The 21786-nt window shown below is 55.4% G+C and carries 21 protein-coding genes; 4 read left to right on the top strand and 17 right to left on the bottom strand.

All coding sequences use genetic code 11. The features are described 5' to 3' along the window. Nucleotides 1–137: 137 nt before the first annotated feature. The 8 genes from SLH49_RS00290 to fliL all read right to left on the bottom strand — a co-directional run bounded on the left by SLH49_RS00290 (nt 138) and on the right by fliL (nt 9063). The gene (locus SLH49_RS00290; RefSeq protein ID WP_320267188.1) at nt 138–1220 is read right to left on the bottom strand and encodes a flagellar type III secretion system protein FlhB; all 1083 of its coding nucleotides are present in this window, start codon (nt 1218–1220) and stop codon (nt 138–140) included. Then, a complete protein-coding gene (locus tag SLH49_RS00285) occupies nt 1217–1996 on the bottom strand; it encodes a flagellar biosynthetic protein FliR (protein WP_320267187.1) in 780 nt (259 codons plus the stop codon). Before SLH49_RS00285 ends, SLH49_RS00290 begins: the two co-directional genes overlap by 4 nt. Continuing rightward, nucleotides 1996–4086: a flagellar biosynthesis protein FlhA gene (gene flhA, locus SLH49_RS00280; protein WP_320267186.1), complete on the bottom strand. Its 2091-nt coding sequence runs from the start codon at nt 4084–4086 to the stop codon at nt 1996–1998. The genes SLH49_RS00285 and flhA overlap by 1 nt, the downstream gene beginning before the upstream one ends. Before the next feature lie 338 nt (nt 4087–4424). After that, nucleotides 4425–6692 carry a hypothetical protein gene (locus SLH49_RS00275; protein WP_320267185.1) on the bottom strand — a complete coding sequence of 756 codons (2268 nt, stop codon included), beginning with the start codon at nt 6690–6692 and terminating at the stop codon, nt 4425–4427. After that, nucleotides 6692–7561: a flagellar motor stator protein MotA gene (gene motA / locus SLH49_RS00270; protein WP_320267184.1), complete on the bottom strand. Its 870-nt coding sequence runs from the start codon at nt 7559–7561 to the stop codon at nt 6692–6694. Before motA ends, SLH49_RS00275 begins: the two co-directional genes overlap by 1 nt. Before the next feature lie 72 nt (nt 7562–7633). Then, a complete protein-coding gene (locus tag SLH49_RS00265) occupies nt 7634–8203 on the bottom strand; it encodes a hypothetical protein (protein ID WP_320267183.1) in 570 nt (189 codons plus the stop codon). After that, nucleotides 8200–8556: a hypothetical protein gene (locus SLH49_RS00260; RefSeq protein WP_320267182.1), complete on the bottom strand. Its 357-nt coding sequence runs from the start codon at nt 8554–8556 to the stop codon at nt 8200–8202. The genes SLH49_RS00265 and SLH49_RS00260 overlap by 4 nt, the downstream gene beginning before the upstream one ends. Nucleotides 8557–8568: 12 nt before the next feature. Beyond that, on the bottom strand, nt 8569–9063 hold the full coding sequence (gene fliL, locus SLH49_RS00255; RefSeq protein WP_320267181.1) for a flagellar basal body-associated FliL family protein: 495 nt from the start codon (nt 9061–9063) through the stop codon (nt 8569–8571). A gap of 119 nt (nt 9064–9182) precedes the next feature. On the opposite strand from fliL, the gene fliF reads away from it, so the two are divergent. Genes fliF through fliP form a run of 4 tightly spaced genes read left to right on the top strand, consistent with a single transcriptional unit; the run spans nt 9183 to nt 12323 of the window. Continuing rightward, nucleotides 9183–10751, top strand: a complete 1569-nt coding sequence (gene fliF, locus SLH49_RS00250) for a flagellar basal-body MS-ring/collar protein FliF (RefSeq protein ID WP_320267180.1) — start codon at nt 9183–9185, stop codon at nt 10749–10751. Further along, the gene (locus SLH49_RS00245) at nt 10751–11308 is read left to right on the top strand and encodes a hypothetical protein (protein ID WP_320267179.1); all 558 of its coding nucleotides are present in this window, start codon (nt 10751–10753) and stop codon (nt 11306–11308) included. The genes fliF and SLH49_RS00245 overlap by 1 nt, the downstream gene beginning before the upstream one ends. After that, nucleotides 11301–11594 carry a FliM/FliN family flagellar motor C-terminal domain-containing protein gene (locus SLH49_RS00240; protein WP_320267178.1) on the top strand — a complete coding sequence of 98 codons (294 nt, stop codon included), beginning with the start codon at nt 11301–11303 and terminating at the stop codon, nt 11592–11594. Before SLH49_RS00245 ends, SLH49_RS00240 begins: the two co-directional genes overlap by 8 nt. Further along, nucleotides 11595–12323 (top strand): flagellar type III secretion system pore protein FliP, encoded by a 729-nt coding sequence (fliP, locus tag SLH49_RS00235; protein WP_320267177.1) that lies wholly within the window; start codon nt 11595–11597, stop codon nt 12321–12323. 217 nt (nt 12324–12540) lie between these two features. On the opposite strand, the gene SLH49_RS00230 is transcribed toward fliP, so the two are convergent. From SLH49_RS00230 to hydA, 9 genes are all read right to left on the bottom strand, one after another. Then, nucleotides 12541–13983, bottom strand: a complete 1443-nt coding sequence (locus SLH49_RS00230; RefSeq protein ID WP_320267176.1) for a TRAP transporter large permease — start codon at nt 13981–13983, stop codon at nt 12541–12543. An 11-nt stretch (nt 13984–13994) separates the two neighbouring features. Then, nucleotides 13995–14804: a TRAP transporter small permease subunit gene (locus SLH49_RS00225; RefSeq protein ID WP_320267175.1), complete on the bottom strand. Its 810-nt coding sequence runs from the start codon at nt 14802–14804 to the stop codon at nt 13995–13997. Between the two features lie 142 nt (nt 14805–14946). Next, nucleotides 14947–15996: a TRAP transporter substrate-binding protein gene (locus SLH49_RS00220; RefSeq protein ID WP_320267174.1), complete on the bottom strand. Its 1050-nt coding sequence runs from the start codon at nt 15994–15996 to the stop codon at nt 14947–14949. A 285-nt stretch (nt 15997–16281) separates the two neighbouring features. After that, complete coding sequence (locus SLH49_RS00215; RefSeq protein WP_320267173.1) at nt 16282–17274, bottom strand: ABC transporter substrate-binding protein; 993 nt, start codon at nt 17272–17274, stop codon at nt 16282–16284. Between the two features lie 46 nt (nt 17275–17320). Beyond that, on the bottom strand, nt 17321–18172 hold the full coding sequence (locus tag SLH49_RS00210) for an ABC transporter permease (protein WP_320267172.1): 852 nt from the start codon (nt 18170–18172) through the stop codon (nt 17321–17323). Next, nucleotides 18169–19089, bottom strand: coding sequence for an ABC transporter permease (locus SLH49_RS00205; RefSeq protein WP_320267171.1), 921 nt, complete (start codon nt 19087–19089; stop codon nt 18169–18171). The genes SLH49_RS00210 and SLH49_RS00205 overlap by 4 nt, the downstream gene beginning before the upstream one ends. 51 nt (nt 19090–19140) lie before the next feature. After that, nucleotides 19141–19923 carry an ABC transporter ATP-binding protein gene (locus tag SLH49_RS00200; protein ID WP_320267170.1) on the bottom strand — a complete coding sequence of 261 codons (783 nt, stop codon included), beginning with the start codon at nt 19921–19923 and terminating at the stop codon, nt 19141–19143. Continuing rightward, nucleotides 19924–20385: a hypothetical protein gene (locus SLH49_RS00195; protein ID WP_320267169.1), complete on the bottom strand. Its 462-nt coding sequence runs from the start codon at nt 20383–20385 to the stop codon at nt 19924–19926. Next, a complete protein-coding gene (gene hydA, locus SLH49_RS00190) occupies nt 20322–21776 on the bottom strand; it encodes a dihydropyrimidinase (protein WP_320267168.1) in 1455 nt (484 codons plus the stop codon). The genes SLH49_RS00195 and hydA overlap by 64 nt, the downstream gene beginning before the upstream one ends. Nucleotides 21777–21786 lie beyond the last annotated feature (10 nt).

The raw sequence follows: 21786 nt of genomic DNA, 5'->3' as shown, positions 1-21786 counted from the left end.
CTTACTCTCAGTCAATTGAGCCAGGTTTCGGCAAAGATCGGCCTCCTTCTGAGTAAGGCGCGCCATATCCGCCTGAGCAGCGCGGTAGGCCAGCCCAGCGATGTCTGAGAGACTTTTGATTTGTTCTATATCTCGGCTCATCTCGCGCGCGCTTTCTGCCGTATCCCTTCGGCAAAGCGAATAGCAGCTGCCACGGCCTGATAGTGCTCTGGCGCAATCTCCTCGCCTAAGTCGACGGTGGCATGCAACGCCCTCGCAGTTGGGGGATCAGAGTGGATCGGAACAGCGTTTTCGGACGCAACCTCGCGGATGCGGGCCGCGATTTCATCGATACCTTTGGCCACACACACCGGTGCCGGTGCTACATTGCGATCCCATTTCAGCGCAACAGCAAAATGCGTTGGGTTGACAACCACCACGTCCGCCGTTGGAACATCCGACAGCATCTTGTTCATGGCGATCTCCTGACCCTTCTGGCGTCTCTGTTGCTTCATCATCGGATCGCCTTCGGCTTGTTTGAGCTCTTCAATGACTTCCTTTCGGCTCATACGATTTTTGCGGATGTGTTCCGTATGCTGCCATAGGTAGTCTATGCCGCCGATCACGAACGCCACACAAATGACGATCATTGTCATTGAGACCAGCATCCGTGCGATTTCGTTAACGATGAGGGCTGGTGGCAGATGAATGCTGACGATAATCCGATCAAGTTGCGCGATCAAAAAAATGGCCATGATCACAGAATATATGGTGAGCTTTGCGGCGCTCTTGGTGAACTCGAACAAGCCCTGTCGCCCCAGCTTGTTCTTGACACTCTCAATGGGTGAAATCCGGTTCAGCTTTGGTGCAAGTTTACTTGGTGTCACTACAAATGCCCGTTGCGCCATCACGGCTAAAATCGCCAAAGACGCTGGGACGATAAACCAAGCCGCGGTCCCCCAGAAAACTTCGCGCAGAATTCCGGCATGGAAGGCATTGCTTGGCCCATCAAACACTTCAACAGCGATGTCATACGACCGGCCAAGCATCACGGACATTGCGGTACTCAAGCCAATCAATGATGCGGGCCCCACAGTCAGACAAACAATTAGAAAACCGGCGTATGCCGCGGCCGTGGTGATATCCGCTGATTTTGCGATCTCACCTTTCTTACGCGCATCATCGAGTTTTTTCTGAGTTGGCTCGAATTGTTTGTCGCTGTCTTCGTCGGGCGTACTCATGGCCAGGCTCCGAACGGAGCTTCCATAAATGCCGAGAAGGCAATCATCCATACTGACAAAATCACCGGTGCGGTCAGAAGCAAAAGAAATAGGCCGCCCGCAGTAATGGCGGGTGCACCCACAAATGAAACCATCAGTTGCGGCATGGCCCTGTTAATTACACCAAGGATCACATTGTATATTAACGAGGCGATCAAAAACGGTGCAGCGAGAGTGAAGGCCATACCGAACGTGCGCGTTACCTCGCCGACACCGACCTGCAAGACAACATCTGATTGAAGTCCGGTGCCATACGGCACAATCACATAGCTTTGGATCATATAGGCAGTGGCCTGCACATGCAGACCTGACAAAGTGGCAAGCGCCGTGCCCGCTACCACTAAAACATGTCCGATGGCCGGCTGGGGGTCGACTCCGGTTGTGCCGCCAAAGATTTGCGATAGTGATGTTGCTTGCGCTGCAATTGAACCGGCGATCTGCAAGATCAGGATGAAGAAGCGCAAAAAAATACCGAAGAACAAACCACTCAACGCCTCGGGCCCAAGAAAAGCTGCGACCGGAAGCAAACCATTTGGCATCGAGCCGATCGTGGGTGCAACCGCTGGCGCGACAACCAGCGTAAACATCAAAGCAAGCACAAGACGGACGCGCATCGGCACAGGCTGATCACCGAACGCAGGCAGCACCGCCATAACGGCACTAACTCTCACAAAAACCACGAACCCGACCCAGAGCGCCCTTTGCGAGAGCGGCAAGAGCGGGATCAACTCCTCCATCAGGCTGTAACCAAGCCAACAAGAGCTGGACGCGCATCGATCCCAATTTCTTCAAAAGACAGCACCGGATTCATGATGCCCTTAGCGGCCATAACAGTACGCAAAAAACGTCGCCGTCGCATTGAGGTTACAACAGCCGCATACGTACCGGCTTCAGCAGCCTGTCCCAATTTCTCTGCGATGCCGTCCGCAAGTTGATTGAAGTTCTCCGGTGGCAGTGCAACATCACCGCCACCGCGATCCGTTCTTATTTCGTATGAGGCAAACGTATCCTCCCATTCCGGCGCCAATTGCACCAGAGGGATCGTGCCATCCGGGCGCCGCATTTCCGCAACAAGTTGAAACCCGAGGCGCTGGCGGACATGTTCGGTGACCCCGTCCACTGTTTGAAAGAGTTGGCGCCCCTCTGCCGTGGCTTCTAAAATCAAAGGTAGGTTGCGGATTGAAACCCGTTCTTCCAAGAGCATGCGAAGAACGGACAAAAGAACGTCGATTGGCACCTTGTCGGGGATCAATTCATCGAGCATCTTACGATTCGCCTCTCCCCGGGCAGCATCCGACAAATTCACCATCTCGTCCAACCGCCGCCGCAAGGCTTTAAAGGTAAGCAGTCGTGGGAAGTTGCGTTTGACGATTTCTAGTAAATGCGTCGCCAAAACCTCGGTAGGTTGAACGGTTGTCATACCCGCCAGACCCGCTGCCTCTTGCTCATCCAGATCGATCCATCGCGCAGGTGCGCCGTAGACGGGTTCCTTTACGTTTTCGCCCGCGATCTCGCTTGGCTCGGCCTCATTGATCAGTGCTAAGACTTGGCCAGGTTTCAAAACGTCCCGCACCTGCTCCACGCCTTGTACATTAACAACGTAGCACCCTGAAGGTAAGGCGGCGTTGTCGGTTAACCTGATCTCGGGCAACAGCACGCCAAATGATGTTGCGACGTGGCTGCGCATGTTGGCAATCCGCGCATCAAGGCCGGTGCCGGGATCAAGAACCATGTCGACAAGATCAGGTGCAAATTCGACGTGAATGTCATCGAGATCCAACATGTCGCCCATCGACACTTCAGCATTCGTTTCTTCCAGCGTCTCGGGCGCTTCTATCGCCGGATCATCGGCATGCGCCGCGTTGGTCGACAAGGCGAAAGCGCACGCACCTAACGTTAATGACCCAGTTATGAAGGGCAAGAAAGGCAATCCGGGCACCAGCGCGAAAAGCGCCATTAGTATCGCAACCGTTGCCAGAGCGGCGGGATGGCGGCCGAGTTGTGCCACAAGTGCGAGGTCTGTTGCCCCCGTTGCGCCGCCGCGAGCCAAAAGCAGCGCGGAGGCAATCGAAATTATGACAGCCGGTATCTGAGAAACTAAGCCGTCTCCAACCGTCAGAATGGCATATGTTTCGAAAGCTTGAGCGATTGGCATCTCATGAACGGTAACTCCGATGATCAGCCCCATAACTAGATTCAGCGCAGTGATGAGCAGACCAGCGATCGCATCGCCCTTCACAAATTTAGATGCACCATCAAGTGACCCAAAAAACGTGGTCTCGGCCTGCTCTTTTTCCCTGCGCGCCTTCGCTTCCTGATGATCAATGGCACCAGCGGACATGTCACTATCAATCGCCAACTGCTTGCCCGGCATAGCATCCAGTGCAAATCGCGCGCCTACTTCAGCCATACGTGTGGCACCCTTGTTTATTACGACAAAGTTCACGATCAGCAGAACGCAGAAAATCACAAGGCCTAGCAGAACGTTGCCCCCCATCACAAACATTGCGAAGCCTTCGATCACGTCACCTGCAGCGTTCGTCCCTGTGTGACCTTCTCCGATAATGAGTTTCGTTGAAGAGACATTGAGTGACAGACGCAGCATGAGTGACGCAAGAAGGACTGTGGGAAATGCTGAGAAATCCAGCGGGCGCTCGATAAAGAGGGTTACGGTGAAAATCAGTATTGCAAGAGCGAATGATGCGGCCAAGCCGATGTCCAGAATCCAGGCCGGCATCGGCAGTATCATCATGACGATGACCGCCATCAGGGCAATCGCCAATAGCACGGTTGGTTGGAACAGTTCTCGTACCGACAGACCGCTCATACGAGGAGGATCCACTCTGATGCGCAGCGGCGTCGCTTAAAGGCGGCAAGGTGCGAAAGAAGCATCTTGATGCAAAATCTGCTACCGGTGACGCCAGCAATTGAACGCACAGGCTGCAATACGCTTAGTGCTGGATCTTGGCATGTCGCATCATCATCGAGAAATAGTCCTGCGTTTCGCCACATGGGACTCTGCCAGAGTATCGCGCGCCAAACCGGCAGGTCTGACTGCCGCCACTGATCGCATAGTGCCTGCATCGATATCCGCACCTTCTGTTGCCGACGCAGAAAGCATTAGCTTGAATTTCTTGACAATTCGTAAGCTCTGTTTGTTCATGATCAGAAAGTCGGAGGTCCTGAAAAACGGTCCAGTAAACGCTCCATAACATCTCGCGACTGCACGGATTTCTCCAACAATGCACGCCCACTTGCAATTGGGGTGCTCTCAGACAGAATAGTTGCCGAACGACTGCGAACCAAATCCGAAACATCACGCAATAGAGGATCATCGGAAGCAGATATCTCGGCCCAGTCTTCAACTCGCCAAGGTCCCGAACCATCCGTCTGAATCCCTAATCGCGTGCGGTCAAACAACTCGCCGCGCGCAACGCTTTCCGCAGCGCCACGCAACCACGCAGCACGTTCCGATTCAATGCCATCAATCTCTTTCAAGGCAGTCGCTGCATCACCACGCATCAAAGCGATTTCTGCCTGTAAATAGCCTCGCTGGGCTCCAACTTGCTCAGATGCAATACCCACAAGTATTTCAGCAGCGCGTTCTGGGAACCCAAGGTCAAGCAGGCGCTCCGATACTGCAAGCTGTGTGGCTGCAACAGGAGCCTCCAGCATATCATCAAACGCAAAGTTCAAAAAGCGGCCGTCCTCACCCCGTTCGGTCAATGTCAAAGCGAATGCGTCTTCTACCATCTGAAAAACCGATGAACCCGCTGTCGACCGCAATTCTTCGCGTAGTCTCGCTGCCGCATCGAAAGCGTCTTGATGGAGGTAGGCATTCATCTGTGCAAGTTGTAAGTCATTGATATCCGACGACGCAGCGTTCTCAAACCGAAGTACATCTGCGAGAGCAAAATCCTGATCTGTTACTGAAATATCGTTTCGGACCGCAGCCCGTAAAAATGCCGCCATTGCCGCGGGCGTAGTTCTGTTCTCGACGCGCGCTAGCGCTGCCAGGTTTGCATTGGCCTCTTCCGTCTCTCCGATCTCCTCAAGCAATGCCGCTTCTGCCAATTGCGCATCGACCTCAGGTTCTGGTTCGGAAACGGCTTGGGCCAAGGATTGCAGCGCGCTGCTTTCATCACCTATAGCCAAAAACCGCTCTGACAGCCGCGGTCCCAGATGTGACTGCAAGTGCAGCGGCAAAGCCTTGAATGCACGCAGTACGGATGACACATCGACCTGACCATCAAGGCCACCTTCAGCCGTCGCGAGAAGCGCCCACAAGGCTACATTTGCGCGGCAACTGACAAGTCCATCAAATACGCCCGGTGACGGCGGATCTTCATCAATGATGTGTGCCAAGGCGATCAGAAAGCGACGCTCCTGCGACATGGCACCATCAAGTGAAAGGGTCTGGATAGCCTCGCGTCCAAAACCGAAATGGATAAAAAGGCGCGCTTTAGCAAGTATAGATTCCTCATCATAACGGTCAAACTCGCCAACGAAATCGCCCCTGAGTTTGCCGAGCTGCTCGAAAAAAGGTAAATCCTTGGCCCACCCGGAAACATCAAAGAAGGCTGCAGGTGGGCAGATCTGACCGTCCTGCGTTCGTACGATTCGTGGATCTGACGGAATAGCAGCCAAATCAATCCCGGACCTTGTTTCGATGCCAGGTGGTGCTAGGTCGCCCGCCTCCGCATCAATGCCCAATCCACCTTGAAGGTCGAGATTGGGAAGTAATGCTCCCTGAGACAGGCCGCGTGCCAGACTTTCAGTGATGGACTGAGCTAGCGCTTCAAGATCAGCACTTTGTTCCTCGCTCAGTTTGGATTGGTCTTGATCGGCCCCATTGATCGTTATTTGCACATCACCACTAGGCTGCGGTGGTCTGGTGGTTTCAACGGCGTTTGCGTCGGACAATGCAGAAACCGACAATGGATTTTCCAATTGAGGAGGTGGCGGAAACACAATCGGCAAAATCCCGTTTGCTGAGACCCGATATTGATCGGGGGTGGCATCGACTGGAACTGGTAGATCGGCTGGCACAAACGGTGTTTCAAAGGCTGCATCCTTGGGTGCCCGACCCGACTTTAGATCAACAACCAATATGTCAACCCGATCGATGAATGCGTCGACGAAGCAAAGGCAATCGACAAAAAGCTGGAGCTGATCGGGCTGTGTGCCAATTTGCGCATCGCGAATACGTGTTCGCGGGATCAGATCAAAAAACCGTGACAGATCGTATCCGTCCACGCCAGAAACCTGCAGCAAATAGCCCTCGGCGTTACGGCCCAATCGCCAATCCGAACCAGTAGGAATGCTTACAACTACGCGTGTAAAACCGTCATGCTCACCGGTTTGAAGATTGACCTGCTGCGAGGTTGCCTGAATCGGGAAAATCAATGTGATAAGAAATACCAAATAACGCATTAAGCAGCGTCCTGTTTCGCGGCCTTTAAGGCTTCCTCCATTTCCGAGAAACTCGGACGGTAGTGGCTAGGCATGTTCTGCCGGCCAACTTCAATACAGATATTTGGGGCATGTGCATGCAGATTGGCAATCAACACTTCCCGGATGAGCTGTTGAAAATGAGCATCTTCCTCGACAACTGCTTTCACCTTAGCTGAGAACGGCCCGACGAACCCATAGGCTAGGAAAACGCCCAGAAACGTACCGACAAGCGCACCGCCAATCAATTTTCCCAAAACTTCTGGTGGCTGATCAATGGAAGCCATTGTCTTGATGACCCCCAAGACTGCCGCGACGATTCCCAGTGCTGGTAGACCGTCTGCGACGGTTTGCAAGGCATGCGTCGAGTGCATCTTGTGATGCAGCGTCGCCTCAATCCGTTTCTCGAGGATCTCTTCTACCTGGTGGGGGTCATCGTAATTCATCGAAGCGGAACGCAATGTGTCGCAGATAAGAGCAACGGCCTCCCCATCATCCAGAATCCGGGGATACTTTCCAAAGATGGTTGAGTCGCCCGGTGCCTCGATATGCGCCTCAAGCGCCACAGGGTTCGAGCGTGCGACGCGGATCAGTTCAAACAATAAGCAAAGAAGATCTCGGTAGTCTTGCGACTTCCATTTGGGTCCCTTGAACACCTTGCCCAAATCCTTCAGCGTATGCTTAATCGCCGAATTGTCGTTGCTGATGGCAAAAGCACCGATTGCCGCGCCGCAAATCATCAGCATTTCAAACGGTAGGGCTTTTATAATGATACCCATCTTACCGCCGGCCAAAAGATAACCGCCAAAAACCGTGGAAAAGACAATAACGATACCGATCAAGCCTACCATGGAATTGCAACCTATTGTTCACGCAGCATGCCCAAGAGCTTTACGTCAAAAGGATTAAGGAACTCTCTGCAGCTACTCGGTTGGGGTATTGGCATTCCGCCCGGCAAGGACGACGCTAAAGGAATAAGCAGTCTCCGGTTCGAGCTCCGTCATGATTAGTGCGGCCGCGTCAGGTCGCATCATACCTAGAAAACCAGCGGCGAATTGCGGCGTCATTTCCTCAAAAAGTGCGGCAGCTTCCTTGGGCTTCATGTTTTCGTAAACCGTGGTCAGCTGACCGATATCGGTCTGCGATGCTGTCTCAGCCTGCGCGATAGTCGCGCTCAATGCGGCCTCAGCCGCGAGCAACGCTTCCAGCTTTTCGGTAATCTCCGCCTCTGCAATCTCCAGGGCCCGTAATCTGTCGCGTAGCTGCCCCTCGCGGGTGATGAGGCGCGCCTCTCTTTGCTGGAAGGCATCAAGCAGACGGCTGGTCTCTACCGGCGGTGCGGTTTCGTCAACAGTGTCAGTTGTGATGGATGCGTCCTGTGCCAGTGCGGGACCGGCTTCAGCCACAAACCGTATGACTGCGGAAGCGATCAAAAAGCTTGCGAGGATATGTAGTGCGCCCTTACCGTGAGCCGGTTGAATTGACTTTTTCATTGTGCGCTTCCCGCATTTGGCGTCCGACGCACAAAGAACGGGTTTTCGGCTTGCTTACTTACCGAAGGGTCGGGCAAATCATGCAAAGAGGCCACAAGTAATTCAAGATGCCGTGCGGCTGCCTCTGCCCGAGCACTGACATCATCTAGGCGATCAACCGACGATTTCGCGGTTGTCTGCGCTTGTGTGAGCGTTTTCGTCAAATCATCCACTTGCGCAGACAATACTGCAACGGCACCGCCGACCCCCTTTTCCAGATCGGTAAAGCGCCGCAAACGTCGTGAAAGAACATAACAATAGAAACCTGCACCCAACGCACCTGCCACAAGCAGTGTATCCGCAATTGTTAGCATGGGAGCCTCTCTCTAGCTTAGGACAAATTCCATGATCAACAGATCATTGACACGCTTCTCGCCAGTCACAACGCGAACCCGACGCAACATCTGTCCACGAAGGCGCATCAGCGCCGTCGGGTCTTCGAGTTCGTCGAGGTCGACAGCTCGCAGGTAGCCATTCAACACATCAACGATCCGTGGCTTAATGGCCTCAATATCTGCAACGTGATCGGGTGCGACCTCTAATTGCGCAGAAAAACGCAAATGATGTCTGACGCCATTGCCGGGCAAGGAAATCACGAGTGGGTCAATTGCCACAAAAGCCACAGAAGGAAGTGCTTCGGCAACCTCCTTAGTCTCTTCGACCGCTTTCTCCGTTGCCTCCGTCGCGCCGCCCAAAAGACCCGTTTGTACTGCAAAGAACCCACTGCCAGCGCCAATAACGGCCAAGGCAAGCCCTATGAGCAGGGGCAGTTTCGAACCTTTTTTCGTCGGTTCTTCAGCTGGGTCGGCGGCAGTTGACATTGATGTAACCTCATCGAAACGCGATGCATGAGTCATAAACCGACAAGCCCTAACCGATTGTTAAGGCTCATGGGGCAAACAGAGAACATCGGCAGAACGCCATAAGATGGAGAAATGGTTTGCAGAGCCTCAGCAGCGTTTGGGCAGCACTTGATGCGAAACGACGCGTCTTTGTTATTGTTGCAACAATTGCGGTTTTCGCCGCAATACTGCTTCTCGCACGTGGCGCAGGTACCAAGGACATGTCGCTGCTTTTCGGCGGACTAGAGGCGCGGGCCGCAGGTGATGTGATCGGAGCGCTCGATCAACGCGGCGTCCCCTATGAGGTACGCGGCAACGCCATATATGTGCCGACCGGACAACGTGACGTTTTGCGGATGGCGCTGGCCAGCGAAGGGCTGCCGGCTATGGGCAGTCAAGGATATGAGCTACTTGATTCGCTGTCAGGGTTCAGCACGACCTCGCAGATGTTCGATGCCGCGTATTGGCGCGCGAAAGAAGGGGAGTTAGCACGTACGATTTTGGCGAGCCCGCATATCCGCTCGGCGCGCGTGCACATCTCGACCCCTTCAACACGGCCGTTCCAGCGCCATGAGGCACCAACTGCTGCTGTCACCGTTACAACAGGCGGTGGTAGCTTATCCGCCCCGCATATCAAAGCGCTACAATACCTTGTTGGATCCGCAGTACCGGGTCTTGCGCCAGAGGCAGTCGCAGTGATCGATGACAATGGCGGCCTGATGTCTGACGTAGATGGTGGTGCGCTCAGCGCAAGCGGTGATGAGCGGGCTGAGACGTTGCGCCTGCGCGCCGAGCGGCTATTGGCGGCACGCGTCGGCGCCGGAAATGCTGTTGTCGAGTTGTCGCTCGATACGGTTACTGAAAGCGAGGCCATTACAGAGCGGCTGGTTGACCCTGACAGCAGGATTGCCATCAGCACGGATGTGACAGAAAGTGCCGGCACATCTTCAGATAGCCGCGGCGGAGATGTAACTGTCGCGTCGAACCTGCCGGACGGGGATGCCGGTGGCGCATCGGGATCCTCGGCCAACGAGTCCAGCGAAAGCCGGACGCTCACAAATTATGAGATCTCCGAAACTGAGCGGCAGGTGGTGCGCGCGCCTGGCGCTGTGCGTCGCCTCACCGTGGCCGTTCTTGTAAATGATCTTACTGTCGTTGCTGATGACGGAACAACAGTCACTGAACCGCGATCTGATGAAGAGCTCGCAGCGCTTGAGGAACTTGTGGCCTCCGCTGTGGGATTTGATGCAAATCGGGGTGACATTATCACTTTGAAATCCATGTCATTTGAACCGATCGTCCCACTTGGCACGGAAGTTGCAATACCCGGCCCGGGCATTCCCTTGGATATTATGCAGTTGATACAGGTAGGTGTTCTGGCTGTGGTTTCACTGATTCTTGGCTTGTTCGTCGTGCGACCGATCCTTGCGCCATCAAAACTGCTTCCAGCTCCAATTGCCGCGTTGGAAGAGGACGGCGACGACGACGAAATTCCCATGTTCGGCATGGCGGAGCTACCGACTATCGATGACAATGATCTGGGCCTCATCGATCAAGGTGACGATCCCGTGCAACGCTTGCGTCAGATGATTTCCGAGCGTGAGACGGAAACGATCCAGATCCTGCAAGACTGGATTGATGATCCAGCCACGAAAGAGCGGGCCTAATGTCTCAGCTTCTATCACTTGAATCCTTTGACGACATCGAAATCGATGATGCGGTCGAAACCAGAAGTTATCAGGACGGCTATGACCAAGGCTACACAGCAGGCCTCCATGCAGCCCTGGCGGAGCAGGCAGCGCTAACGGAGGAATGCGTCGAGGCGCTAAGCGCAATTGATATGACGTTTACAGAGGCGCGACGACAGTTGCTTGATTCGCTGCAACCGCTCTTGCATGACTTATCAGATAAGGTGTTACCGCATTGCGTGGCCAATGGTTTTGCGGACCAGATCGCAGCACTCATATTTGATACAACCAAGCAAAATGCGGGCGCGACACTTACGTTACACGTCCATCCCAGCCAGCAAGCGGCAATAGCGGCAACTGCTCAGAAGACAACGGCCAACGTCATCATCAAGACCGACCCCAGCCTTAGCCCGCATGCCGCTTGGCTCGCACATTCAGGGTCCGAAGCACTTCTTGACATGGATGGTTTGCTGGCTTCCATCGCCGAGATTTTGAAAGCCATCAGCATCACTGACGATAGGAAACCCAATGGATAATGACAGGACAGAAATGTCTGCAACTTTGGATGATCACCCGCTGCATAGTATCCCGATTGAAATCTCCGTCTCGGTTGGTAAGGCGCGGCCATTGATCAAGGATCTGCTCAGCTTGAATGAAGATGCAGTGTTGCCATTGGACAAACGAATCGAGGACCCAGTAGAGCTTTATGTCGGTGACAAGTTAATCGCGCGCGGAGAATTACAAGAGCTCGAGGGGGGTGAACCTGGTCAGCTCGCGGTTCGCCTGACACATGTCGTATCAGATAAGGGTGAGCTGACCTAGATGCGCCTCATTTGGCTGATTGCAACCGCATGTCTTGCACTTTGGGCAATGCCTGCATACGCGCAGGACGTGTCGATTACCTTGGCTGATGACGGGTCGCTTGCCACGCGCTCGGTCCAGCTGCTGGTATTGATTACGATACTCAGCATTGTACCTGGCATCGCGATCATGGTGACCTGTTTTCCCTTTATCGTGACCGTCTTTGCCATCCTGCGACAAGCCATCGGCTTGCAACAATCGCCACCCAACATGCTGCTGGTCAGTCTTTCCTTGTTCCTGACTTACTTCGTTATGGAGCCGGTTTTTGTTGACGCATGGAACAGCGGGATTGACCCACTTCTGAAAGATGATTTGCCGCTTGAACAAGCATTTCTGCAAACTATGGACCCTTTGCGCACTTTCATGTCTGCCCGTGTCGCGCCGGATACATTTGCAGCACTTGTCGATCTGAGACCGGATCTTGAGGGGTCGGTTCCACCAGAGGGGGCACCGTTGTCCGTTCTGATTCCCTCTTTCCTGCTAAGTGAAATGGAACGGGCATTTCAGGTGGGTTTCCTAATTTTTATCCCATTCCTCATCATCGATCTGGTCGTAGCAGCAGTACTGATGTCGATGGGAATGATGATGGTGCCGCCCGCAATCGTGTCGCTACCATTCAAGCTGGCCTTCTTTGTCGTCGCCGATGGTTGGGGTTTGATCGCATCCAGCCTGGTCCGCAGTTATGGCTGAAGAAGCTTGTGAAAATCGGTAGAGGAGTTTTTCGATTTCCGCATTTGCAATAGGCGAGAAAGCTTGAACGGCTCTCAGTGTGCAAGATCAAGGAGTTCGACCCATCCGTTGTGTGCCAGTCCCGAGCGGCTTGGCCACCAGCGATACGACCATTCGACGATCGTCATCGACCTTGAAGCATCGGCGTCGAGTTCAAAGGCAAATCAAATGCTTCCCATCAGTTTCCGTAGGCTACCGAGGGTAACCACGTGGTCAAAGCCGGAAATTCAAACACGATGAACAATCCCAGGAGCTGCAGCATCACAAACGGGATGATACCTTTGTAGATATGCCCCAAGGTCACGCCCGGCGGGCAAACGCCCTTAAGGTAGAAGAGCGCGAAGCCCACCGGCGGGGTGAGGAATGAGGTTTGTAACGTCACGGCGACCAGAATAGCGAACCAGACCACTGAGGGATCACGCACCTGATCAAAGCCCGGCACCGCAAGTTCAAGGGACAGGATGATCGGCAGCATCAGCGGCATGATGATGATGGTGATCTCGATCCAGTCCAGCAGGAAGCCCAACAGGAATACGATGAAGAGGATGAATGCCACCGTCATGTACGGGTCATCAAAAGCCGAGAGGACCATGTGCTGGACGATCTCATCCCCGCCATAGCGCCTCAACACATAAGCAAAGAAGTTCGCGGCCAGGAAGATGCCCACGATATAGCCTGATGTGTTCAGCGTTGAGCGACTGACATCGCGCAGCACGCGGAAGTTCAGCTTGCCATTGGCCAGAGCGAGAAGCGTCGCACCCAATGCACCGAGACCCGACGCCTCAGTCGGTGTCGCAAAACCTGCAAAGATGGAGCCCAAGACCAGCAGGATCAAGAACATTGGCGGCACGACTGCCAGCAATACCTCTCTCACTTCCGGCCATCCGACCTTCCCTGCCTTTTCCGGGGCTGGCATCGCGTCCGGGTTGATAAAGCCGTAGATCACGATGAAGACGATGTAGAGCCCGCCCAGGATCAAACCGGGAAAGAGCGCACCCATGAACAGATCGCCCAGCGAGATCGCCAATTGGTCAGACATGATCACCAGCATAATCGACGGCGGGATCAGGATGCCCAAGGTTCCTGCCGAGGCGATGGTGCCGGTCGCGATTGGTTTAGAGTAGTTCTGTTTCATCATCGCAGGCAGGGCCATGACGCCCAAAAGCGTTACAGAGGCGCCGATCACACCGGTTGATGCGGCCAGAATGATCCCGATCAGGAGCACCGTCAGGGAGAGCCCGCCGCGCAAGGCGCCAAAGAGCTTTTGCATCGCATGCATCATCCGCTGCGCCACCCCCGATTGATCCAGCATCAACCCCATGAAGATGAACATCGGCAACGCAACCAGAACCGGGTTCTTGACGATATTGCCAAAGAGGCGCCCAGAGAGGGCCTGCAAACGCTGGTAATTGATGCCGGTGCGATCAAATTCGATGATATCGCGGAAGAAGCTGCGATAGGGATCAAGAAAGAACTCGGCAATCAGCACGAAGATCAGGCTGACACCGACCAGCGCCATCGCCACTGGGATGCCGCGGAAGAGCATCCAGATAAAGGTTGCAAACATCGCCATCACGGCGATTTCGTTCAATGTCAGGAACTGACCCAGGAATTCAAACATGTCAGGTCCCCTTAAACCGCGTTGTCGTTGCGTGCAGCGCGGTCCAGAAACCGGGCCGCGCCGATGACAAGCACAGTCAGAACAAGTGAGATAACGATTGTGTACTTGATGTCGTAGACGCCCACCTCAAACTCATCAAAGATGGCCGAGCGGCCGACCTCGCGAGCGGTCGTGTCAGCGGGGCTGGTCAGATAAATGAACCACCAGATCGCATAAAAGGCGATGAGGTTGATGAGAAACATCGTGGACGGAAACGCGTAGATCAACTGCCGTGACAGTGTCGGTTTCATCAGCTTCGAAAGGTTGCGGACATAGGCCGACCAGGCGGCGATACCGATGATGATGAAGCTGGCATTCATCATGATCTTCAAAATCCAAAGGTTATGCAGCCCGTTTGGGCTATCCGATCCTTCGTCAGCGACGACCGAAGCAACCGCATAGTGGATTGTCACGTCCCAGCACAGAATGATGAATGGCAAGAACAGCCAGGCCAGCGCAAAGATCTCCGTGCGCAACTTTTTCTTGTCGGGGAAATTGTCGTAGAGGATGTCGACGCGGACATGGCTATTTGTGGTCACCGCGTAGCCGATTCCCACCAAAACGGCCGAGCCGTAGAGCCACCATTGAAAATCATCAAGCCAGGCCTGGTTCATCCCAGCGCCGCGCAAAAAGACTTGCGCGCAGATTGCGATCATCAGAATTGGAAAAATCCAGGCAAAGAGATTGGAGATCAGGACGGTCAGACGATCACCCTTGTTGTGTTCGTCTCTTCCCACCTCACCGGGGTCGTTGACCGCGGCGATTTCTTCGACAGACTGCATGAAACGGCCCTCCTAGACCTAAGCAGAACCCATCATCCGGCTCTCCCCTTCCGAATGTGGGGCTGATGTCGGGGCAAAGCCGCTTTGCCCCTGACAGGCACGCACCAGCGCAATCACTGCGCCGGCGACATGCATTTTTGGATCAGTTACGCGGACGTGGCAGATAGATGTTGCTGTTCCACACGGCGTAGCCTTCGCGGAATTCCTGCAGGTCGGTCCAGACTTCGGCAAAGAACGCATCTTCTGCGGCCAGTTCCGCAGCCACTTCGTTCCATGACGCTTCAAACGCGTCCAGCATTTCTGGCGGCCACTGCTTGATTGTCACACCGTTGTTTTCGGTGTTGTCCCTCATCGCTTCAAAGTTTGTGGCTTCACCTTCAGCATAGTTGTCGGTGATGTTCGCCATGCATGCGATCTCGACCTGATTTTGCGCGATCTCGTCAAGGTCTTCCCAACGATCCTTGTTGATCAACAGCTCAAACATCGTCGCAGGCTGGTGCCAGCCGGGGAAGTAATTGTACTTGGCGATGTTGTGGAAGCCCAACCGCGCATCGATCCGTGGCATCGAGAATTCGGTCGCGTCAATCGCACCGCGTTCGAGCGCGGGGAAGATGTCGCCAGCCGCCAAAAGTGATGTGGACACGCCCAGGCGCTGCATCACCTCGGCACCCAGACCGAAGAAGCGCATGTTCAAGCCTTCAAGATCCGCCAGCGAGTTGATCTCGTTCTTGAACCAACCGGACGTTTCCGGAGCGATGATGCCGCAAGGAATAACATGCACGTTATATCCATTCTCGTCATACATGCGCTGGAACAGCTCCATACCGTCGTCGTACATGATCCATGCTAGGAATTCGCCCGCCTCGGGGCCAAAGGGCACAGCAGCGAAGAGTGATGCGGCGGGGATTTTGCCCTGCCAATAGCCAGCCGTCGTATAGGCCGCATCAACCGAACCGTTTGAGACGGCGTCCAGTGCTTCAAGCGCAGGCACCAATTCACCGGGATCAAAATGCTCAAACTCGACATCTTCGGTGATCGAATTCAGTTTTTCGGTAAAGCCAACGGCAGCCGTCCCAAGAATGGGTAGGTTCTTACCAAAAGCTGATGTCATCTCGAAGGTTTCCTGCGCTTGCGCAGGGGCAGTGAATGCGATGCTGGCAGCAGCAGCCGCGGCGAAAGTACGAATGGCCATGAAGGACCCTCCCTTATTATGAAACCAGACCCCTCCCAAGGTCTGTGGTAAAAGAACCTTACCAATTTCTGTCGTATACCGGGTCCCATCATGACTGTGAATACCCAGTAGTACGCAGGAGCTTACGCATACATTAATGCTCTGGCTACTATGAAATCGCAATCACAGCCTTTACTTTTGGCTGCCTCATCGGTTCGCCAGCGCAAAGAAAAAGGCCCCGAGGTTACCCCCGAGGCCAATCGTCTGACAGAGAAGCTATTGCGCCAGAAGGCGAAAAACCACGCTTTAGTTCAGCGCCTGATCCGTAATCACGTGGGTCCAGGCACCTTCGGGCTGCGAGGTGATCACGGGGTCGGACCCGCCAGCCAGCAGCGTATCCACAGTCCGCTGGAAATCGGCGGGGTCGAGTGAGCCGTCAGAGCCAGCTGTCAGCTTGGCGATCTCGCCCATCATGCGAATCTGTGCAGCTTCGCCCTGCGCACCGGTTTCATCGTAATCAAGCACGATGCCGGCCGCATCTTCCGGGTTTTCTTCGGCCCATTTCCAACCCTTCATCGAAGCGCGGACAAAACGCACCATCTTGTCGACGAACACAGGATCTTCAAGGTTCTCCTCAAGCGCGTAGATGCCGTCTTCCAAAGTGGCGACACCCTGTTCTTCATATTTGAAGGTCACCAGTTCATCCTCGGACACACCCGCGTCAAGAACCTGACCATATTCATTATATGTCATGGTCGAAATGCAGTCGGCCTCGCGGTTCAACAGCGGATCAACGTTAAAACCCTGCCGCAGCACGGTCACCCCATCATCGCCGCCATCAGTAGGTATGCCCGCCTGGCTCATCCAGCTCAGGAACGGATATTCGTTGCCAAAGAACCAGACGCCGATGGTCTTGCCCCGGAAATCCTCAACGCTCTCAATCCCCGTATCCTTCCAGCAGGTCAGCATCAGGCCGGAGGTCTTGAAAGGCTGCGCGATGTTCACCACGGGCAGGCCCTTTTCACGGGCCGCAAGGGCCGAAGGCATCCAGTTCAACATCACATCCGCGCCGCCACCGGCCAGCACCTGGGGAGGTGCAATATCCGGCCCACCGGGAAGGATCGTGACGTTCAGACCTTCCTCTTCGTAAAACCCCTGATCCAGCGCCACGTAGTAGCCTGCGAATTGAGACTGTGTGACCCACTGCAATTGCAGTGTCACATCATTTGCATGCCCATCAGCCTGGGCCGTCCCGCCCAGACCTGCGGCGAGTGCAGCCGCCAGCATAAACTTCTTCATGTACTCTTCTCCTAGTTGGTGTTGCGCCCTCTTTGCGGGGCTTTGATTATTTGCGTTGCGATGGGTGCCAAAAGGTCACCCGCCCCTCAATCCATGCCATCAAACCATAAAACGCGCTCCCCGCCAGCGCAGCGACGACAATCTCCGCCCAAACCATATCAAGCGCAAGCTGGCCGACGGAGGTCGATATCCGGAAGCCCATGCCAACCGTGGGTGAGCCGAAAAATTCAGCAACGATGGCCCCAATCAGCGCCAAAGTGGTCGAAATCTTGAGACCGTTGAAGATGAAAGGCATTGCGGCGGGCAGGCGTAGTTTGAAAAGCGTCGCCCAATAGCTGGCGCCATAGGTGCGCATCAGATCGCGCTGCATAGCGGTCGTATCGCGAAGGCCTGCAACGGTGTTTACGAGGATAGGAAAAAACACCATCACCGCGACGACCGCCGCTTTGGATTGCCAGTCGCTCCCTAGCCAGCGGACGAAAATTGGCGCGATCCCGACAATCGGCAGCGCCGCCATGAAGCTGCCCACGGGCAGGATGCCGCGCGTCAGAAAATCAGACCGGTCGGCCAGAATCGCAATTGCAAAGGCGGCGAGCCCGCCAACGATATACCCGGTCATCGCCCCCTTGATGATCGTTTGCACAAAATCGGCCCAGAGCGTCGGGATTTCGTTTGCAAACCGCTCCGCAATCATTGTTGGTGGCGGCAGGATGACAGGGCTCACCTCCAGCATCCGCACCAGAAGCTCCCACATGATCAGCAGCGTCAGACCAAAGATCGCAGGCACTGCCAAGCGCACCACACGCGTCCCGGCCACGGTGCTCGCAGCCAGCCGTGCGTTTAACCACCAACCTGCGCCCCAAACCGCCAAAGCACTGATGATCGCCGCGCCCGTCATGCCGCGTGCATCCCCATGCGGCGCAAGGTCAGCCGCTCTATTAGGCTGAAGAACCCGACAAGCGCCGCTGCCGTAATCGCCGCCGCAAAAAGCGCAGCCCAAGTCACCAGCGGCTGCCCATACTGATCGCCCACCAGCATCCGCGCGCCAAACCCGGCCCGCGCGCCCGTTGGCAATTCGGCAACAATGGCCCCCACCAGCGACGCCGAAATCCCAATCTTGAGCGACGCGAAGAGATAAGGCACTGAGGCAGGCAAACGCAGTTTCCAGAACCCCTGCGCAGGGCTCGCATTATAGGTATGCAAAAGGTCCGTCTGCATCGCGTCCGGGCTGCGCAACCCCTTTACCATGCCAACGACAACCGGAAAGAAGCTCAAGTACGCACTGATGACCGCCTTCGGGAACAGCCCCTGAATGCCAATGGACCCCAGCATGACGATTATCATCGGCGCGAGTGCCAGAATGGGGATCGTCTGGCTGGCAATCGCCCAGGGCATCACGCTCATATCCATCGCCTTGTTGTAGACAATCCCGACCGCCAGCAGAATGCCCAGCCCGGTCCCAATCGCAAAACCCACCAACGTCGCCGACAGCGTGACCCAGCCGTGATAGACAAGCGACCGGCGCGAGGTCACACGACGCTCGAACACCGTCTCCCACATCTCGGCCCCTACCTGATGCGGCGATGGCAGGCGTGGGCGCTCCAGAGTGTAAGTCCGGCTGATCAAGCTGGTATTCTGCAAAGTCAGGCCGAGACCCGAATAAGCCTGCCGCTCCGCTGGCGTCTCAGGTGTCACAACCAGCCCGTCCCGCTGCGCCTGATCAGTGGTCAGATGCATGTTCATCGGGATCACGGCAAGCACCCAGAACCCAAGGATCGCGGCAACGACGGTGACGATAGGCAAGACCGACTTCATGAGCAAAAGCCCTCATCATCTCGCCAAAAATACTCCCGCCGGAGGCGATCCTCACGCATCCACATGCCCCGCCCGCAGACCGTCACGCACCCTGTGCGCAATCTCGATGAATTCCGGCGTATCGCGAATGTCCAAAGGCCGCTCTTTCGGCAAAGGGCTGTCGATCACATCCGTGATCCGCCCCGGTCGCGGGGACATCACGACGATCTTGGTGGACAGATACACAGCCTCCGGAATCGAGTGGGTCACAAACCCAATCGTCTTCTCCGTCCGCGCCCAAAGGTCAAGAAGCTGTTCGTTGAGGTGATCGCGCACAATCTCATCCAGCGCACCGAATGGTTCGTCCATCAGCAGGATATCCGCGTCAAAGGCCAAGGCCCGCGCAATGGACGCCCGCTGTTGCATCCCGCCCGAAAGCTGCCAGGGATACTTCTTCTCAAACCCCGCCAGATCGACAAGCTCCAGCACCCGCATCACGCGTTCTTTCTTCTCGACCTCCGAAAACCCCATGATCTCCAAGGGCAGGCGAATGTTCCCCCCAATCGTCCGCCAGGGATAAAGCCCCGCTGCCTGAAACACATAGCCATAAGCCCGCGCCCGCCGCGCCTCATCCGGGGTCATGCCATTGACGGTGATCTCACCGCCGGTAGGCTTTTCCAGCCCCGCGATGCAGCGGAGGAATGTGGTCTTTCCGCAGCCCGAGGGACCGATGAAGCTGACGAAATCACCCTTCGCGATGTCGAGGTTCACGTCCTTGAGCGCGTGGACGGGGCCGTCATTGGTCTGGAACGTGAGGTTGAGGCCGTTTGCCGAAATGACGGGAACACTGCTCATCTAGTTTACTCGTCCTTCTTCGCGCGCTCTCAAGCCAAAGAAGTTGGACCAAGCGTAACCGCCAAAAATTAGGCTAAGCCTACGCCCGTTCTCAAAATCGACACCGACCCGCCCATCCAACACGTCCTCGGCTAATTGATAGAGCTGATCAGACCAGAATTCCGGCAACTTCAATTCCTTCAGGTCTTCCGCCATATCAAAACAGCGCCCGTTCCATAGTTCACCATTGGTGTACATATCCGACAGTTTGTTGACGTCCTCGTGTTCAGCAGTCGATCGGGCGTTGTGACCGGCGCGGACGATCAACTGCTCAACCAACTCGGCAAAGCTGACATTGCGCAACCAAATGCCGCTATCCTCTTTGAAATAGAGCTTGTGCACGTAATTATCTTTAGCCTTTAAACCCCAGTCGCCGGAATACCTGTCCGCTCCACTGGCATCGGCGCGGTCAGTTCTTTCCACCTGCTCAGCGCCTTGTTTGTCGGCGTATTCGCCTCGCGCGCGACAAATTTCCCGTGGCCCTCCTGCGTCCGGATCTCTCCGTCATGGATCGCCACATGGCCCCGCGTCAGGGTAAAGCGCGGCAGGCCAGTCACTTCTTTCCCTTCAAACACGTTGTAGTCGATGGCCGATTGTTGGCTGTCCGCCGTGATCGTCTTGGATTTCTCCGGATCCCAGACCACCAGATCTGCATCGGCGCCGACCAGCACCGCGCCCTTCTTGGGATAGCAGTTCAGGATCTTCGCGATATTGGTCGAGGTCACGGCGACAAATTCGTTCGGCGTCAGCCGCCCGGTCTTTACCCCATGGGTCCAGAGCATCGGCATCCGATCCTCAAGCCCGCCAGTCCCGTTCGGGATTTTTGAGAAATCGCCCACGCCCGTCCGCTTCTGCTCAGTCGTGAATGCGCAGTGATCCGTCGCCACCACCGACAGTGACCCCGCCTGCAATCCAGCCCAGAGGCTATCCTGATGCTGCTTGTTCCGGAACGGGGGCGACATGACGCGGCGGGCGGCGTGGTCCCAATCCTTGTTGAAATATTCTGATTCATCGAGGGTCAAATGCTGGATCAGCGGCTCACCCCAAACGCGCTTGCCCTGCTGACGCGCACGGCGGATGGCCTCGTGCGCTTCTTCGCAAGAGGTATGCACCACATAAAGCGGCACGCCCGCCATATCGGCGATCATGATGGCGCGGTTGGTCGCCTCGCCCTCGACTTGGGATGGCCGGGAATAGGCATGCCCTTCCGGCCCCGTATTGCCCTCGGCCAGAAGTTTCGCCGTCATCTCGGCCACCACATCGCCGTTTTCAGCATGGACCATCGCGATGGCCCCCAGTTCGGACAGGCGGTTGAAGCTGGCAAACAGCTCATCATCATTCACCATCAACGCGCCCTTATAGGCGAGGAAGTGTTTAAACGTGTTGATCCCCCGGTCCTTCACGACAGTTTCCATGTCGTTGAACACCTGCTCACCCCACCAGGTGACGGCCATGTGGAAGGAGTAATCGCAATTGGCGCGTGTCGATTTGTTGTCCCAGCGCTTGATTGCGTCGAGCAGGCTTTCGCCCTGATTGGGCAGGCAGAAATCGACGACCATGGTTGTGCCACCCGCAAGACCCGCGCGAGTGCCGGATTCAAAATCATCGCTGGAATAGGTGCCCATAAACGGCATCTCCAGATGCACATGCGGGTCGATGCCGCCGGGCATGACATAGCAGCCGGTTGCATCGAGCTCCTCGTCCCCTTTCAGATCCGGGCCGATTTCAATGATCTTGCCGCCGTCGATCAGGACGTCGGCGTTGTAGGTCAGATCATGCGTGACAATGGTGCCGTTTTTGATGACTTTGGTCATTGGTGTCTCC

This window comes from Cognatiyoonia sp. IB215446 (genome assembly GCF_033963825.1).
Lineage (GTDB): Bacteria > Pseudomonadota > Alphaproteobacteria > Rhodobacterales > Rhodobacteraceae > Yoonia.
Note: the sequence above shows the minus strand (reverse complement) of the source record. Positions and strands in the feature narration are given on the sequence as shown.

Bases quoted from the DNA above. Each gene is read 5' to 3' on its own strand.
- fliL (WP_320267181.1), bottom strand. From the start codon at position 9,063: ATGTCAACTGCCGCCGACCCAGCTGAAGAACCGACGAAAAAAGGTTCG.
- SLH49_RS00290 (WP_320267188.1), bottom strand. From the start codon at position 1,220: ATGAGTACGCCCGACGAAGACAGCGACAAACAATTCGAGCCAACTCAG.
- fliP (WP_320267177.1), top strand. From the start codon at position 11,595: ATGCGCCTCATTTGGCTGATTGCAACCGCATGTCTTGCACTTTGGGCA.
- SLH49_RS00205 (WP_320267171.1), bottom strand. From the start codon at position 19,089: ATGAAGTCGGTCTTGCCTATCGTCACCGTCGTTGCCGCGATCCTTGGG.
- SLH49_RS00230 (WP_320267176.1), bottom strand. From the start codon at position 13,983: ATGTTTGAATTCCTGGGTCAGTTCCTGACATTGAACGAAATCGCCGTG.
- SLH49_RS00215 (WP_320267173.1), bottom strand. From the start codon at position 17,274: ATGAAGAAGTTTATGCTGGCGGCTGCACTCGCCGCAGGTCTGGGCGGG.
- SLH49_RS00245 (WP_320267179.1), top strand. From the start codon at position 10,751: ATGTCTCAGCTTCTATCACTTGAATCCTTTGACGACATCGAAATCGAT.
- SLH49_RS00275 (WP_320267185.1), bottom strand. From the start codon at position 6,692: ATGCGTTATTTGGTATTTCTTATCACATTGATTTTCCCGATTCAGGCA.
- hydA (WP_320267168.1), bottom strand. From the start codon at position 21,776: ATGACCAAAGTCATCAAAAACGGCACCATTGTCACGCATGATCTGACC.
- SLH49_RS00225 (WP_320267175.1), bottom strand. From the start codon at position 14,804: ATGCAGTCTGTCGAAGAAATCGCCGCGGTCAACGACCCCGGTGAGGTG.
- flhA (WP_320267186.1), bottom strand. From the start codon at position 4,086: ATGAGCGGTCTGTCGGTACGAGAACTGTTCCAACCAACCGTGCTATTG.
- SLH49_RS00240 (WP_320267178.1), top strand. From the start codon at position 11,301: ATGGATAATGACAGGACAGAAATGTCTGCAACTTTGGATGATCACCCG.
- SLH49_RS00220 (WP_320267174.1), bottom strand. From the start codon at position 15,996: ATGGCCATTCGTACTTTCGCCGCGGCTGCTGCTGCCAGCATCGCATTC.
- SLH49_RS00260 (WP_320267182.1), bottom strand. From the start codon at position 8,556: ATGCTAACAATTGCGGATACACTGCTTGTGGCAGGTGCGTTGGGTGCA.
- SLH49_RS00210 (WP_320267172.1), bottom strand. From the start codon at position 18,172: ATGACGGGCGCGGCGATCATCAGTGCTTTGGCGGTTTGGGGCGCAGGT.
- SLH49_RS00285 (WP_320267187.1), bottom strand. From the start codon at position 1,996: ATGGAGGAGTTGATCCCGCTCTTGCCGCTCTCGCAAAGGGCGCTCTGG.
- SLH49_RS00200 (WP_320267170.1), bottom strand. From the start codon at position 19,923: ATGAGCAGTGTTCCCGTCATTTCGGCAAACGGCCTCAACCTCACGTTC.
- motA (WP_320267184.1), bottom strand. From the start codon at position 7,561: ATGGTAGGCTTGATCGGTATCGTTATTGTCTTTTCCACGGTTTTTGGC.
- SLH49_RS00265 (WP_320267183.1), bottom strand. From the start codon at position 8,203: ATGAAAAAGTCAATTCAACCGGCTCACGGTAAGGGCGCACTACATATC.